General features: G+C 71.1%; 11 protein-coding genes. 5 read left to right on the top strand and 6 right to left on the bottom strand.

Going from position 1 to position 14,351, the window contains the following annotated elements; all coding sequences use genetic code 11:
* Positions 1 to 110: 110 nt before the first annotated feature.
* From IH45_RS0118095 to IH45_RS0118110, 4 genes are all read left to right on the top strand, one after another.
* Positions 111 to 1,091: an ABC transporter permease gene (locus IH45_RS0118095; RefSeq protein ID WP_030668830.1), complete on the top strand. Its 981-nt coding sequence runs from the start codon at positions 111 to 113 to the stop codon at positions 1,089 to 1,091.
* A complete protein-coding gene (locus IH45_RS0118100) occupies positions 1,091 to 2,077 on the top strand; it encodes an ABC transporter permease (protein WP_030668832.1) in 987 nt (328 codons plus the stop codon). The genes IH45_RS0118095 and IH45_RS0118100 overlap by 1 nt, the downstream gene beginning before the upstream one ends.
* A complete protein-coding gene (locus tag IH45_RS0118105) occupies positions 2,074 to 4,392 on the top strand; it encodes a dipeptide ABC transporter ATP-binding protein (RefSeq protein WP_030668835.1) in 2,319 nt (772 codons plus the stop codon). The genes IH45_RS0118100 and IH45_RS0118105 overlap by 4 nt, the downstream gene beginning before the upstream one ends.
* Before the next feature lie 70 nt (positions 4,393 to 4,462).
* Positions 4,463 to 6,157, top strand: a complete 1,695-nt coding sequence (locus IH45_RS0118110; protein WP_030668838.1) for an ABC transporter family substrate-binding protein — start codon at positions 4,463 to 4,465, stop codon at positions 6,155 to 6,157.
* Here the strand turns inward: IH45_RS0118110 and IH45_RS0118115 are convergent.
* The 3 genes from IH45_RS0118115 to IH45_RS0118125 all read right to left on the bottom strand — a co-directional run bounded on the left by IH45_RS0118115 (position 6,126) and on the right by IH45_RS0118125 (position 10,196).
* Complete coding sequence (locus IH45_RS0118115) at positions 6,126 to 7,727, bottom strand: sodium:solute symporter family protein (protein ID WP_030668840.1); 1,602 nt, start codon at positions 7,725 to 7,727, stop codon at positions 6,126 to 6,128. The genes IH45_RS0118110 and IH45_RS0118115 overlap by 32 nt on opposite strands.
* A gap of 359 nt (positions 7,728 to 8,086) precedes the next feature.
* Positions 8,087 to 8,872, bottom strand: coding sequence for an SDR family oxidoreductase (locus IH45_RS0118120; RefSeq protein ID WP_030668843.1), 786 nt, complete (start codon positions 8,870 to 8,872; stop codon positions 8,087 to 8,089).
* 103 nt (positions 8,873 to 8,975) lie between these two features.
* Entirely contained in the window at positions 8,976 to 10,196 is a 1,221-nt protein-coding gene (locus tag IH45_RS0118125) for an aminotransferase-like domain-containing protein (protein WP_030668846.1), read from the bottom strand.
* Positions 10,197 to 10,520: 324 nt separating this feature from the next.
* Between IH45_RS0118125 and IH45_RS0118130 the strand changes: the two genes are divergently transcribed.
* Positions 10,521 to 11,432, top strand: a complete 912-nt coding sequence (locus IH45_RS0118130) for a hypothetical protein (protein WP_030668849.1) — start codon at positions 10,521 to 10,523, stop codon at positions 11,430 to 11,432.
* Positions 11,433 to 11,632: 200 nt separating this feature from the next.
* Here the strand turns inward: IH45_RS0118130 and IH45_RS0118135 are convergent, their stop codons facing one another.
* The 3 genes from IH45_RS0118135 to IH45_RS0118145 all read right to left on the bottom strand — a co-directional run bounded on the left by IH45_RS0118135 (position 11,633) and on the right by IH45_RS0118145 (position 14,132).
* Entirely contained in the window at positions 11,633 to 11,842 is a 210-nt protein-coding gene (locus IH45_RS0118135; RefSeq protein WP_030668851.1) for a DUF397 domain-containing protein, read from the bottom strand.
* 201 nt (positions 11,843 to 12,043) lie between these two features.
* Positions 12,044 to 12,910: a helix-turn-helix domain-containing protein gene (locus IH45_RS0118140; RefSeq protein WP_030591403.1), complete on the bottom strand. Its 867-nt coding sequence runs from the start codon at positions 12,908 to 12,910 to the stop codon at positions 12,044 to 12,046.
* Between the two features lie 457 nt (positions 12,911 to 13,367).
* Entirely contained in the window at positions 13,368 to 14,132 is a 765-nt protein-coding gene (locus tag IH45_RS0118145) for a GOLPH3/VPS74 family protein (protein WP_030668854.1), read from the bottom strand.
* Between the last annotated feature and the right edge of the window lie 219 nt (positions 14,133 to 14,351).

Raw genomic sequence — 14,351 nt, forward strand, 5'->3', positions numbered from 1 at the left:
ATGCCCCCCTTTGCCCCACCCTTGGTCGACAAACCGGCCCCGCGCATGCGAGAACAGCCCAGGGGGACGCGGGTGGTTCGCGTCGAAGGCGTGTGAGGGGGAGTGTCACCATGGGCCGCTACCTGCTGCGCAGGATGGCCGGTTACCTGGTTCTGGTGGCCGTGGCGGCGTCGCTGACGTATTTCCTCGCGGGGCTGAGCCTCAACCCCCGGGCCCGGTTCGAGGGCCGCAACCCGCCGCTGCCCGAGGCCGCCATCACCCGCACCCTCGACGACTACAACATGAACCCGGACACCCCGGTCGTGGTCCGCTTCGCGCGCTGGGCCGGTGATGTCGCCCACGGCGACCTCGGCCGCACCGTCGACGGCGACTCCGTCAACGACGACTTCGGGCGCCGGGTCGGCGTCAGCGCACGGCTGCTGCTCCTGGCCACCCTCGTCGGTTCGGCGCTCGGCGTGGCGGTCGGTGCGTACGGCGCGATCCGCCAGTACCGGTTATTCGACCGGTTCTCCACCCTGGCCTCGTTCTTCGTGCTGGCCATGCCGGTGTTCGTGATCGGTGTGGCGCTGAAGATCGGGGCCACCGCCCTCAACGACGGCACCCAGACGATCAAGGTGCTCGGTGAGTACGACGCGCAGTACGCCGGCCGGTGGGACCCCGCGGCCCTGCTCAACCGCGCCCAGCACATGCTGCTCCCCGCGCTGACCCTGATCATCGTGCAGGTCGCCCTCTACAGCCGCTACCAGCGCAGCACCATGCTGGACGTGCTCGGTGCCGACTTCCTGCGCACCGCTCGCGCCAAGGGCCTGCGCCGCCGCACCGCGCTGGTACGGCACGGGCTGCGCACGGCCGTCCTGCCGGTCGTACCGCTGCTGGTCTACAACATCGTGCTGCTCTTCGCCGGTGCCACCTTCGTGGAGAAGACCTTCGGCTGGCACGGGATGGGGGAGCTGCTCGTCGACTCGGTCGGCGACCAGGACGTCAACTCGGTGGCCGCGGTCGGCCTGTTCACCGCCGCCCTGGTGGTGGTCGCGGGCCTGCTCTCGGACCTGTTGTACGCGGCGCTGGACCCCCGCGTACGGGTGCGGTGATGCGTACCGTGGACGCCCGCCGCACGTCACCGGCCGAGCAGACGGCATGTGACCACCCCAGGTCCCTCGAACCCACCGCATCCCGCATCCGCCTGACCGCCCGCCGCTTCGCCCGCAACCGGCTCGCGCTGCTCGGCCTCGCGCTGCTGGTCCTGCTCTTCCTGGCCGCGTACGTGGGCCCGCTGCCGGCCCGGTGGGACCACCGCACCCATGACTTCCTGAACCTCCTGTCCGGGCCGTCCGCCGACCACTGGTTCGGCACCACGCAAAGCGGCCTGGACCTGTACGCGCTCACCCTGCGCGGGCTCCAGAAGTCGCTGGTCATCGGCCTCTCGGTGGGAGTGGTCTCCACCTTCCTCTCGGCCGTGGTGGGCGCCTTCGCCGGCTACTTCGGCGGCTGGACCGACCGCCTCCTGACGGGCACCGTCGATCTGCTGCTGGTGATGCCCGCGTTCCTGTTCGTCGCCGTCCTGTCACCCCTGGTACGGGGCTCGGGCTGGCCGGTCTTCGTCGTGCTGCTGGCCGCCTTCAGCTGGATGATCACCGGGCGGGTGGTGCGCAGTGTGACGCTCACGCTCAAGGAACGGGAGTACGTCAAGGCCGCGAAGTACCTGGGCGTACCGGCACCGGTGATCGTCTTCCGGCACATCCTGCCCCAGATGGCCTCGCTGCTGATCATCGAGGCGGTCATCCAGGCCGGGGCCGCGGTCATCGGGGAGAGCGGGCTGTCGTACTTCGGCTTCGGGGTGCAGCCCCCGGACGTGTCGCTGGGCACGGTCATCGCGGACAACACCAACATGGCGGCGAGTTACCCGTGGCTGTTCTTCTTCCCTGCCGGGTGCCTGGTGCTCATCGGGGTGGCGCTCGCCTTCGTGGGTGACGGGCTGCGGGACGCGCTGGACCCTGACGCCGCGGGGGCGCAGGCGCGCGTCAGGAGGCGCGGGAAGCGCGGGAACAGCGCTGTCGCGGAAGGCCGCCTCCGGTGACCGAACAGCGCACCGCCGCCCCGGAGGCATCGGCCCCCGAGCCCGTACTCCGTGTGACCGACCTGCACGTCACCTTCCCCGGCGAGACCGGCCCGGTGCATGCCGTACGCGGTCTGAGCTACGCCGTACGCCCGGGGGAGGTGCTCGGCGTCGTCGGCGAGTCGGGCGCCGGGAAATCCGCCGCCGCGCAGGCCGTACTCGGGCTGCTGCCGGACGGTACGGAGGTACGCGGCTCCGTCCGGCTGGACGGCCGGGAACTGCTCGGCCTGGACGACGCCGCGCTGTCCGGGATCCGCGGCATCGGCATCGGCATGGTCTTCCAGGACCCGCTGTCCGCCCTCACGCCCGTCTACAGCGTCGGCAGCCAGCTCGTGGAGGCGCTGCGCGTCCACCAGGACCTGAGCCGCAAGGCCGCCCGTGCGCGCGCCGTCGAGCTGCTGGACCTGGTCGGCATTCCCGATCCGCACCGGCGCGCGGACGCCTTCCCGCACGAGTTCTCCGGCGGGATGCGGCAGCGCGCGGTGATCGCCATGGCCATCGCCAACGACCCGCGGGTCATCGTCGCGGACGAGCCGACCACCGCCCTGGACGTCACCGTCCAGGCGCAGATCCTCGACGTGCTGAAGACCGCTCGGGAGGCGACCGGCGCCGCGATCGTCCTGATCACGCACGACCTGGGGGTGGTCGCGGGCTTCGCGGACCGGGTGCAGGTGATGTACGCGGGGCGACCGGTGGAGTACGGGACGGTCGATGACATCTACTACCGGCCCCGAATGCCGTACACGATCGGCCTGTTGGCCGCCACGCCGCGTCTGGACGGCCCGGCCGGCGTGCCGCTCGTACCCATCCACGGCACCCCGCCGTCGCTGTCCTCCCTGCCGCCCGGCTGCCCCTTCGCGCCACGCTGCCCCGTCGCCGAGGCCCGCTGCCGGGAGACGGAGCCTGCTCCGGCCCGGGATACGGCCTGGGGCCCGGCCCAGGGTACGGCCCGAGATACGGCCTGGGGTACGGAGGGCGGACACACCGTTGCCTGCCACCGGGAGGGGGAGATCGCCGGGGGGAGCCTGCCGCGGGAGGAGATCTTCGGCAGCCCGCTGCCTACGCCTTCCGCCTCCGCAAACCGCGCCTCTGTTAGGCCGAATCGAACGGATTCGACCCCCCAGCAGGGGGTTACCCAAGGGCGGCGAGCCGGAACCACGCCACCGCCCACCACAACCACCCCCAGCCCCACCACCCCCAGCCCATCACCCACCCCACCCAGCCCCACCCCAACCCCCGCCATCCTCCAAGTAACCAACCTCACCAAACACTTCCCCCTCACCCGAGGAACCTTCCTCAAACGCACCATCGGCACCGTACGAGCCGTCGACGGTATCGATCTCGCCATCCGGGAAGGAGAGACGCTCGCCCTCGTCGGCGAGTCCGGCTGCGGGAAGACCACCACCCTGCTGGAGATCATGGACTTGGCGGCAGGGCAGGCGGCCGGTACCGTCCGGCTCTTCGGGCGGGACGTGCGGGAGCTGGACCGTGCCGGGCGCAAGAGCCTGCGCCGTGACCTCCAGATCGTCTTCCAGGATCCGGCCGCCGCCCTGGACCCGCGGATGCCGGCCGGTGCCATCCTCGCCGAGCCGCTGCGCACCCACCGTGTCCCCAAGGACCGGATCGCCGCGCGCGTCCCCGAGCTGTTGGAGCTGGTCGGGCTGGCCGCAGAGGACGCCGGGCGTTACCCACGGGAGTTCAGCGGCGGCCAGCGCCAGCGCATCGCCATCGCCCGCGCCCTGGCCCTGGAGCCGCGGCTGCTGGTGCTGGACGAGCCGGTCTCCGCGCTGGACGTGTCGGTCCAGGCCGGTGTGCTCAACCTGCTGGCCGAGCTGAAGGCCCGGCTGCGCCTGAGCTATCTGCTCGTCGCCCACGACCTGGCCGTCGTACGGCACAGCGCGGACCGGATCGCGGTGATGTACCTGGGCCGCATCGTGGAGTCGGGCAGCACCGCGGAGGTCTTCGCCGCGCCGTCCCACCCGTACACGCGGGCCCTGCTCTCCGCCGTACCGCTGCCCGACCCGCGCAAGGAACGGGCCCGGACCCGGGTCCTGCTGAGCGGCGACCTGCCGAGCCCGGCGGACGTGCCGTCCGGCTGCCGGTTCCGCAGCCGCTGCCCGCTGTACGCGACGCTCGGCGCACCGGAGCAGCGGCGCTGCCAGGAGGACGACCCGCTGCTACGCCCGGTCGCGCCCGGCCACCGGCCGGGAGACCCGGGAGCCGTCGCCCCCCACCAATCCGCCTGCCACCACCCCGCCCCGCCGGCAGGAGGCTGAAGAACCACTCCCGCACCGCACCATCCCTGTGTTTTCGTCAGTCCAGTCGAGAAAGGGAACGATCTCCGCAATGAAGCACTCCAGAGTTCCGCTCTCCCTCGTCGCCACCGCCGCGGTGGCGTCGTTGGCGCTGACCGCCTGCGGCGGGTCGGACGACGAGGGCGGTGGCGGCAAGAAGGAAGCGCCGAAGACCACCGCGCTGGACATCAACCGGACCGACCCGGCGCAGCTGACGCAGGGTGGGACGCTGAACTGGGCGATCGACCAGTTCCCCGTGCAGTTCAACGAGATGGAGGTGGACGGCAACCAGGCCGCCACCAACGCCGTCGTCGAGGCCCTGATGCCGTCGCTGTGGCACTCGTCCCCGAACGGCGAGCAGGTCCCGAACAAGGCCTTCCTGCTGGACGCGGCCAGCCGTACGGAGGGTGGCAAGCAGATCGTCACGTACCGGCTGAACCCGAAGGCGAAGTGGTCCGACGGCACCCCGATCACCTACCGGGACCTGGAGGCCAACGTACGGGCCATGAGCAGCAAGGACGCGGCGTTCAAGGTCGGCTCCCCGGCCGGGTACGAGGACGTGTCGTCGGTACGCAAGGGCAAGGACGACCACGAGGCCGTCCTCACCTTCGACAAGCCGTACGCGGACTGGCGCGCCCTGTTCGGCGCGCCCAACAACACGCCGCTCTACCCGGCGAAGTACATGGCCGACGCCGAGGGCTTCACCACCGGGTACCTCAACAAGATCCCGCTCACCGCCGGGCCGTACAAGCTCGCCGGCATCGACAAGACCGCGCAGACCGTCACCCTCGTGCCCGAACCCGGCTGGTGGGGCGACAAGCCCAGACTCGACAAGATCGTCTTCCATGCGATGACGACCGAGTCGATGCCCGCCGCCTACGCCAACGGGGAGATCGACTACTTCGACCTCAACGCCGGTGTCGCCGCTTTCAAGCAGGCGTCAACGGTCAAGTCCGGTGAGATACGGGAAGCCGGCGGGCCCAACTACCGGCACCTGACCTTCAACGGCAAGAGCCCGAAGCTCAGCGACCCCGATGTACGCAAGGCGCTGTTCAAGGCCACCGACCGCGACACCCTCGTCAAGTCCAGCGTCAAGGGCCTGAACTGGGAGGCCGAGCCGCTGAACAACCACTTCCTGGTGCCCAACCAGAAGGGCTACCGCAACAACGCCGGCGACCTCGCCGCGTACGACCCGAAGGCCGCGGGCCGGATGCTCGACGAGGCAGGCTGGAAGCTGGACGGCAAGATCCGCAAGAAGGGCGGCGAGGAGCTGAAGCTGCGCTTCGTGATCCCCACCGGCCAGCCCGCCTCCAAGAACGAGGCCACCATCCTCACCCAGATGTGGGCCCAGGTCGGTGTGCAGCTGGACGTCCGTACGGTGCCGGTCAACGAGTTCTTCGACAAGTACCTGACCCCGGGCGAGTTCGACGTGGCGCCGTACAGCTTCTCCCGTACGCCGTTCTCCGCCACCGGATCGAGCAACATCTACGCGTCCGACGGCGGCAGCAACATCTCCAAGACCGGCAGCGCGAAGCTGGACGACCTGCTGGACAAGGCCGGCCGCACCACCGACCCGGCCGCGGCCCTGGAGGCGGTGAACGAGGCCGACGCGGAGGCGTGGCGGACCGCGGGCGTGCTGCCCACCTATCAGCTGCCCGAGATCACCGCGGCGAAGAAGACTTTGGCCAACCTGGGCGCGCAGGGCATGGCCGACATCATCTACGAGCGGATCGGTTACACGAAGTAGGAGGCCGGGCGGCGGCGCCCGCACCATCGGCGCCGTCGCCTTCCTCCCCGCCCTTGCCGTCCTTGCCGGCTTCGCCGTCCCCGTCGTCATCGGAGTTGATACGGGCCAGCACCGCGTCCCGCTCCGGCGTGTCCTCCGGCTTGAGGTGGCCGATCAGGACGTACAGGACCAGCGAGGTGGCCACCGGCGCCACGATCTGGATCTGGAGCTGGACGCCGGTCAGCCCGTAGTTGGTGAGCCAGAAGGCGAACAGGCCCGCCGCCCAGGACACCAGCGCCGCGGTCGGCCCCGACCTGCGGAAGCGCGGCACCATGCCCAGCAGGAACGGGATCGAGATCGGCCCCACCAGCCCGGCCACCCACTTGATCACGACGGTGATGATGTCCTTGAACGTGGGCGAATTGACCTGTGTCGCGATGGCCATCGACAGGGCCAGGAAGGCCACGGTGGACAGGCGCGCCGCCAGCAGGCCCGCCCGGTGCGACCAGGTGCGCGCCCGCGCGCCCAGCTTCGGCAGCGCGGGCGCGATGTCCCGGGTGAAGACGGCCGAGATGGCGTTGGCGTCGGAAGAGCACATGGCCATCGTGTGTGAGGGGAATCCGACGATGACCAGGCCCAGCAGGCCGTGGGGCAGGAGGTGCTCGGTGAGCAGCGCGTACGAGTCGGACGCGTCCGGCTTCTCGGCCTTCACCAGGAGCGGCGCGACCCACATCGGAAAGAACAGCACCACCGGCCACACGAACCACAGGACGGCGGACAGCCGCGCCGATCGCCGCGCCTCGCGGGCACTGCGGGTGGCCATGTAGCGCTGCGCCTGGTTCCACATCCCGCCGCTGTACTCGAAGGTCTTGATGAAGAGGTACGCGAGCAGGAACGTCAGCGTGTACGGGCCGACCGTCGGCTGCGCGTGGCTGTCCGGCAGCCGGTCCCACACCGTCCACAGCGCGCTCACCCCGCCCAGCTCGGCGAGCACGGTCACCAGCATCGCCACTCCCGCGAGCAACTGGATGACGAACTGCCCCAGTTCGGTGAGCGCGTCCGCCCACAGGCCGCCGACCGTGCAGTAGACGCCGGTGACGGCGCCGGTGATCAGGATGCCCTGGTTGAGGGTGAGGCCGGTGAAGACGGACAGCAGGGTGGCGATCGCCGCCCACTTGGCCCCCACATCCACGATCTTCAGCAGCACGCCGGACCAGGCGAGCGCCTGTTGGGTGGGCAGGTTGTAGCGGCTCTTCAGGTACTCCAGCGGCGAGGCGACATGCAGCCGCGACCGCAGCCGGTTCAGCCGCCCGGCGAACAGGCGCGCCCCGATGGCGATCCCGATCGCGATGGGGAACGACCAGGTGACGTAGGACGTGATGCCGTACTGGTACGCGATGCCCGCGTACCCCGTGAACATCACCGCGCTGTAGCCCGACATGTGGTGCGAGATGCCGGACAGCCACCACGGCATCCGGCCGCCCGCGGTGAAGAAGTCGCCCACGTCGTCCACGCGCCGGTGGGACCACACGCCGATCGCGACCATCACGCCGAAGTAGCCGATGAGCACGGCCCAGTCGAGAGTGTTCATGGCCCCTCCAGGGGTCCGCCTTGTGAACGGGAAACACATCGCCGTACGTTCCGCGGGGCGGGCACCCCCGTGCGGGAGCGGGGACTTCGGGGATTGAACCGTTCATGACGAGGGGTGGTCAAGGGGCCCGGCGGTCAAGGATGTGAACTGCTGTCAGCTCGGCGAACGATTGTGTGCTGTTGCGGTCGACGGAGGGGTTGCCGGGGCACACGTCTGAACCCGCGTCTGGACCCGTGTCGGGACCCGCGTCTGGACCTGCGTCGGGCGGGAACTTTTTGGACGGGCACGTCTCGGGCGGGCCCTTCGCGGGGCGGTGGGGGCCGTGGGTGGCGGTGCCGGGATACCGGACGGCGCAGCCGTCAGCGCATGATCTCGCCGGCGTTCACCAGCAGCGACTGGCCGGTGATCGCCCGCGCCCGGTCGGACGCCAGGAAGACCGCGCTCTCGGCCACATCGGCGTCCGTCGCCATCTCCGGCAGCGCCATCCGCGCGGTGAGCCGGTCGAGGACCTCGCGCTCCGGTACGTCCTCGGTGTGCGCCGCGTACCGTACGTACGCCTCGACCGGCGGGCCCCACATCCAGCCCGGCTGCACGGTGTTGACCCGGATCCGGCGCGGCCCCAGCTCGCGCGCGAGCCCGTACATCGCCGAGACCAGCGCGCCCTTGGAGGCCGCGTAGGCCGTCTGCCGCACCTCGGTGGGCGCCGCGACCGACGACTGGGTGCCGATCAGCACGACCGAGCCGCCGCCGCGTTGCGTCATCGACGGCAGGCAGGCGCGGATCATCCGCAGCGAGCCGATGAGGTTGATGTCCACGACCCGCTGCCAGGCGTCGAAGTCGGCGTCGGCCAGCCCGCCGAAGTGCGAGTCCAGTGCGGCCACCTGGACGACCGCGTCGATGCCGCCGAAGCGTTCGTCCGCGAGTGCGGCCAGCGCCGTGCACTGCTCCTCGTCCGCGATGTCCGTCACCCGCCACGCGACGCGCTCGCCCGACGGGTCGGCCTGTGCCGCCGTCCCCGCCAGCCGGGACTCCGTACGGGCACCGAGCACCACCGAGGCGCCGTCCCGTACGCACGCCATCGCGACCTGGTGCCCGAGCCCGGCGCCGACACCCGACACGACGACGGTCTTGTCCCGCAGCAGCATGCGCGCCTCCTGGCCGGGCCGCCCGTGGCGGCGCGCTTGGTGCGCCGCCGACGGGGCTGGCTTCTGACGGAGCGTCAGGATAGGCCGGTGGCGTCCGCGGTGGCTACGGCTGTGCGCTCCGCAAGGTCTTCGCCAGCCGCCGCAGCCCCTCCTCGATCTCCTCCGGCGGATGCGTCACGAAGGACAGCCGCATGGACCCCGTGTCCGCCGGCCCCGCGTAGAAGGGCGCCCCCGGGACGTACGCGACGTCGTTCCTGACCACCTCGGGCAGCAGCGCCGTCGCGTCGTACCCGGCGGGCATCGTCGCCCAGACGAACATCCCGCCGTCCGGCCGGTTCCAGCGCGAGCCGTCGGGCAGGGCCGCGCCCAGGCCGTCCACCAGGGCGTCGCGGCGCGCCCGATAGGCGCCGCGCACCCGGTCCAGGTGGGCGTCCAGGTCCGGGCCCGCCAGGTACCGGGCGATCGCCGCCTGGTCGACCGTCGAGGTGTGCAGGTCCGCCGCCTGCTTCGCGACGACGCAGGCGCGGCGCAGCGCGGCCGGCGCGCGCAGCCAGCCCAGCCGCAGGCCCGGCGCCACGATCTTGGAGAAGGAGCCGAGCAGCGCCGTACGGTCCTCGGCGCCGGGGAACGTGGCGAGATACGGCACCGGCTCGCCCTCGAAGCGCAGCTCGCCGTACGGGTCGTCCTCGATGATCCACAGTCCGTGCCGGGCCGCCACCTCGGCCACCGCGGCCCGCCGCCCGGCGGCCAGCGTCCGGCCGGTCGGGTTCTGGAACGTCGGCACGAGGTAGATCAGCTTCGGCCGCTCGCGCGCCGCGAGCTCGTCCAGCGCGGCCGGGTCCAGGCCCGCGTCGTCGGTCGGCACCGGCACCACCCGCGCGCCGGCGAACCCGAAGACCTGGAGCGCCGCCAGGTAGCACGGGTCCTCGACCAGCACCGTGTCGCCCGGCTCCAGCAGCGCCGTGGCCAGCAGCGACAGGCCCTGCTGCGAGCCGGTGGTGACCAGCAGGTCGTCCGCCCCGGTGGCCAGGCCGCGGGCACTCACCCGGGCCGCGACGGCCGCGCGCAGTGCCGGATCGCCCTCGGTCGTCGAGTACTGGAGGGCCTGCCGCGGCGTCTCGTCCAGTACGTGCCGGAAGGCCGCCGCGATGCCCCGGGCGTCGAACAGCTCGCCCGCGGGCAGCCCGCCGGCGAAGGATATGACCTCGGGCCGGGCGGTCAGGGCGAGGATCTCGCGTACGGGGGAGCCGCCGGTGTGCGCCGCACGCGTGGCCAGTGCGGGGGTGGGGGTGGAAGCGGGGTTGGGGCGGATGTCGTGCAGCATGACGTTCTCCCGTCGGGTACCGCCTGCGCCCCGGGCGCGCGAAGACGCCCGTCCCTCGATAGGTGCAGGATGCAGGGAGCTTAGGCGGACGTGCGGCGGCCGTGCAGGGTTGCCCGCATGGTGAACCCCCGCCTCCCGGGGGACGGGCGACGGGCGATGGTCGGCGGAGGCTACTGCGGGTCCGGGGCGCTGGAGGCTGCTGCGAGTCCGGGGGGCGGCGGAGGCTACCGCGGGCCCGGGGCGCCGGGACTGTCGTGGCTTCGGCGAACCAGGGGTTGTCACAGTCCTCGTCAACTGACGACTCGTCAGCTAAACCTAAGAGTCATGACCCGCGACCCTCGTACGGACGAACAGGCCCAAGCCCCCGGGGGCTCCCGCACCCCTCCCGCCACGGACGAGCACACCGTCCTCAACAGCGGTACCTATGCCGACCTGGCCGCCGTCGGTCCGTACGGCGTGCGCCCGGGGCACGCGCTGATCACCATGGTCGAGCCGCATCCCGGCCAGGAGCGCGCGTACAACCGTTGGTACGAGGACGACCACTACATCGCCGGGGCCATGGCGATGCCGTGGATCTTCGCGGGGCGCCGCTGGGTTGCCACCCGCGAGCTCCGGCTCCTGCGCCGCCCGGTGCGCTCCGCCGTCGCCCGGCCGGTCACGGCGGGCTGCTATCTCTCCACGTACTGGATCACCGAGGGCCGCTACGACGACCACATGCGGTGGACCGTCGCGATCAACCGGCGCCTGAACGCCGACGGCCGCATCCACCACGCCCGTACCCACGTCTTCACCGCCTTCCATGATCATGTGGCCACCGTCTACCGGGACGGCGACCGCGGCCCGCGCGACTTCCACGCCCTGGACCACCCGTACGCCGGACTGGTCGTCGAGATCATCGACGCGGCGGACGCGGACGGGCGGGCCGCGCTGCTCCGGTGGCTGCGGGACGATCGGCTGCCGCGCCGGCTGGCGGGCTCGCCCGCGGCCATGGTGACGGTGTTCCGGCCCACGCCGCTCCCGGACGACCGGATGCCGTACGTACGGCAGGTGGAGGGCGTGGACAACCGGCTGACGCTGCTGTGGTTCCTCCAGGAGGACCCGCGCGTGTGCTGGACGCGCTGCTTCACGGGGCTGGACGGGGAGGTGGCCGACGCGGGGCTGGGGCGGGTGGAGCTGGTCGCGCCGTTCGTGCCCACGGTGCCCGGCACCGACCGGTACGTGGACGAGCTGCGCTGAGGCGCCGGGGCGGGGACGGGTGCGCTGCCCTCCTCGGGCATGGCCGAGCCCCCTCGGCCGGGACGGCGATCCAGTCGAGAGGGCTCTGGGGTGGTGCTCTTCATCCATGCGGTGTACGGATGGCGGCGTGCGCCATGCGGTTGACCGGACCAGAAGGATGCGAACGGAATCCGCATCCGACCCGTCCTGAACCCGTCGGCTCAGGTCAGGTCGCGGGCGCCTTTGCTCACGTCCGCCACGAAGGTGCTCCACGCGGAGGTGCCGAAGGTCAGGCGCGGGCCGTCGGGGTCCTTGGAGTCGCGTACCGCGATGGCGGCCGACGCCGGAGCGGCGATCTCGACGCAGGCGCCGTTTCCACCGGAGTACGAGGACTTCGTCCAGGAGAATGCGGAATTGGGCTGAATGGCCATGTTCACTCCGACTCGCTCTGAGGTGCACCGCGTTGCCGCGGATTCGGTAGACCCGACGCTACGCGCCAACATCACCGAGGGCAGGAGCAGTTCACTCATCCGTATGGCATATTCCTTGATCTCTTTTCAAGGCTGGGTGCACCGGTGTACGGTGCCACGCTGCGCGCCGGAATCCCCGATTCAGCCATCCTGACGTCCTGGTCAGGCCATGCTGTCCGCGTGCTTCTTGGCGGCCGAGGCGATGAACTCCCGGCTCTGGTCCGCGCTCAGCGCCTGGGCCCGCAGATGCTCGTACATGATCGTGTACTTGTGGACGTCGTTGGTCTTCTCCAGATACAGATCGCTCGTGACGCCTTCGATGTAGACCACGCTCGAATCGGCCGCGTCGTCGAACTCCAGGATCGAGAACGTCCCCGACATGCCGGCGTGCGCGCCCGCGTCGTACGGCAGCACCTGAACCGTCACATGCGGCAGGTGGCTGACCTCCACGAGGTGGTCGAGCTGCTCGCGCATGATCAGGTGGCTGCCCACGACCCGGCGCAGCGCGCTCTCGTCCATGACGACCCACAGCCGCAGCGGATTGTCCGGGTGGTTGACCCGCTCCTGGCGGCGCATCCGCACCTGAATCCGTTTTTCCAACTGCTCCTGGGTCAGCTCCGGGACCGTGCCGGGAATGACGGCCTCGGCGTATCCGGGCGTCTGGAGCAGGCCCGGTACGAGCAGCGACTCGTACACCCGCAACGAGGCCGCCTCGGTCTCCAGGCCGATGTAGACGCTGTACGGGATGTCGCCGAACGCGTGCCACCAGCCCTGCTGCCGCGAATCCTTGGCCATCTGCATCAGCGAATCCACCACACGGTGGTCGTCGACCTCGTAGACCCCGCACAGGTCCCGGACGTCCCGCTGGCTGATGCTGCGGCGGCCGTTCTCCAGGCGGCTGATCTTCGACTGCGACACGAGCAGGCGCTCGGCGACCTCCTCGGCCGTCATGCCCTTCAGCTCGCGGAGCCTGCGCAGCTCCTGGCCCAGCCGGCGACGCCGGACGGTGGGATTGATGTTGGACGCCACGGGACGTGCACCTCCGGCTCCGTACTGCTGATTTCTCCTGCTCAGCAGATTGCCATCCCAGGTCCGCGCGGCGCAGTGGAATGGACACACAAGGCGAGCGGACGTGCGCGTGCGGTGGTGGGCCCGACGTACGTACGAGTGGCGGGCGGGACGTACGCGCGCGGCGACGGCACCGGCCCCCGGCGTGCGCGCGGGGTGGCGGGGCCGGCCGTCGTCCGGAACGGCCGGCCCCGCCACCCCGCGCTTGCTGCGGCTCCCGAACGGGACTGTGGGGACGGTGGTGCTGTGGTGCCGGTCTTGCGGTAGATCTTGCGGTGGGTCTTGCGGTGGGTCTTACGGGGGTGCGGCTGACGCGCGCCCCACATGGGTGATGCGTGGGTGGTGCGTGGTGTGTGTGCGCTCTGTGAATTGCCCGTGTCGTACCCGGTTCTCCGTCAACCTCCGCTGACGCGGAGCGTCAACGCGCGCCGACGCGGGCCATGGAACCGTGCCGTGGCTGGACCGGCACGCCCGCCGGTTCCGCCGCGACGCGGCTCGCGGGCTGCCGGCCCGCTCCCGGCCCGGTGGCGGTCGCCACCGGTGCGCGCCTCGGCTGCGCCGCGACGCCGTTCTGCACATCCATGACGGCATGTGCGACCAGCCCGCCCATCGGGTCGTGCCGGATCAGGTCCCGGAGGCGGGAGCGCGAGGAGCGCCCCTCGTTCCCGGGATACAGGTGCTTGCCGAGGCCGACCGCGTGGGCCAGCGCGGCGAGCGCCGCGGTCCGCGGGTCCGGCGGCACGCCGGTGCGGATCGCGCTGTCGAGCCGGGCCTTGATCTCCCGGCTGATGGCCGTGTCCGTCGCCTGATAGCGAGTCGTCGGCAGTACCCCACACATCTGGCCCGCCACGGCATGCACCATGCCGCACCGCTCCAGGTGCGTGAGATACGTCTGGCGCAGCCCCAGCCGGGGCCCGCCGATCCAGTGGACGGCGCGCACCGGGCTGCCGCGGCGTCGCAGCAACTCGAGCGCGGAGTCCAGAGTCGGATCTCCGGTCGGCCGTGGCAGCACCACGGCGATACGATCCCCGTCTGGGGCTATCCGTCCGGCCAGAGCCAGCTCTACTAGCTGGGCCCCGGCCAGACCGAGGTCGAGCGACTGCGGCTGCGCTGTGGTTCCCGTTGCCGGGTCCAAAGCGAGCAGCAGAAGCTCCTCCGGAATTGTTCTGCGGCTCCTGCCCATCCATGCCTCCCCGCGTGGATGAATGACAGGGTGACCCCTCTCACATTCATCTGTCGAGAGTGCCTGGGGGGTTAGGCAGGGAACCTGTAGGTATGTCGTTCTCGTCTAGCTGCTTGGCGACGCCTCTTGTGGGGCGGGGCGCCCATCGTTTCGCGTGGCGGTGCGGACGTGCCTCGCGGACACAGGACACTTGGGAACACTGGGCCAGACAGAGCGCGA

Origin of the sequence: Streptomyces rimosus subsp. rimosus (genome assembly GCF_000720725.1) — a bacterium.
Lineage (GTDB): Bacteria > Actinomycetota > Actinomycetes > Streptomycetales > Streptomycetaceae > Streptomyces > Streptomyces rimosus_A.

Bases quoted from the DNA above. Each gene is read 5' to 3' on its own strand.
- IH45_RS0118095 (WP_030668830.1), top strand. From the start codon at position 111: ATGGGCCGCTACCTGCTGCGCAGGATGGCCGGTTACCTGGTTCTGGTG.
- IH45_RS0118100 (WP_030668832.1), top strand. From the start codon at position 1,091: ATGCGTACCGTGGACGCCCGCCGCACGTCACCGGCCGAGCAGACGGCA.
- IH45_RS0118110 (WP_030668838.1), top strand. From the start codon at position 4,463: ATGAAGCACTCCAGAGTTCCGCTCTCCCTCGTCGCCACCGCCGCGGTG.
- IH45_RS0118115 (WP_030668840.1), bottom strand. From the start codon at position 7,727: ATGAACACTCTCGACTGGGCCGTGCTCATCGGCTACTTCGGCGTGATG.
- IH45_RS0118120 (WP_030668843.1), bottom strand. From the start codon at position 8,872: ATGCTGCTGCGGGACAAGACCGTCGTCGTGTCGGGTGTCGGCGCCGGG.
- IH45_RS0118125 (WP_030668846.1), bottom strand. From the start codon at position 10,196: ATGCTGCACGACATCCGCCCCAACCCCGCTTCCACCCCCACCCCCGCA.
- IH45_RS0118130 (WP_030668849.1), top strand. From the start codon at position 10,521: ATGACCCGCGACCCTCGTACGGACGAACAGGCCCAAGCCCCCGGGGGC.
- IH45_RS0118135 (WP_030668851.1), bottom strand. From the start codon at position 11,842: ATGGCCATTCAGCCCAATTCCGCATTCTCCTGGACGAAGTCCTCGTAC.
- IH45_RS0118145 (WP_030668854.1), bottom strand. From the start codon at position 14,132: ATGGGCAGGAGCCGCAGAACAATTCCGGAGGAGCTTCTGCTGCTCGCT.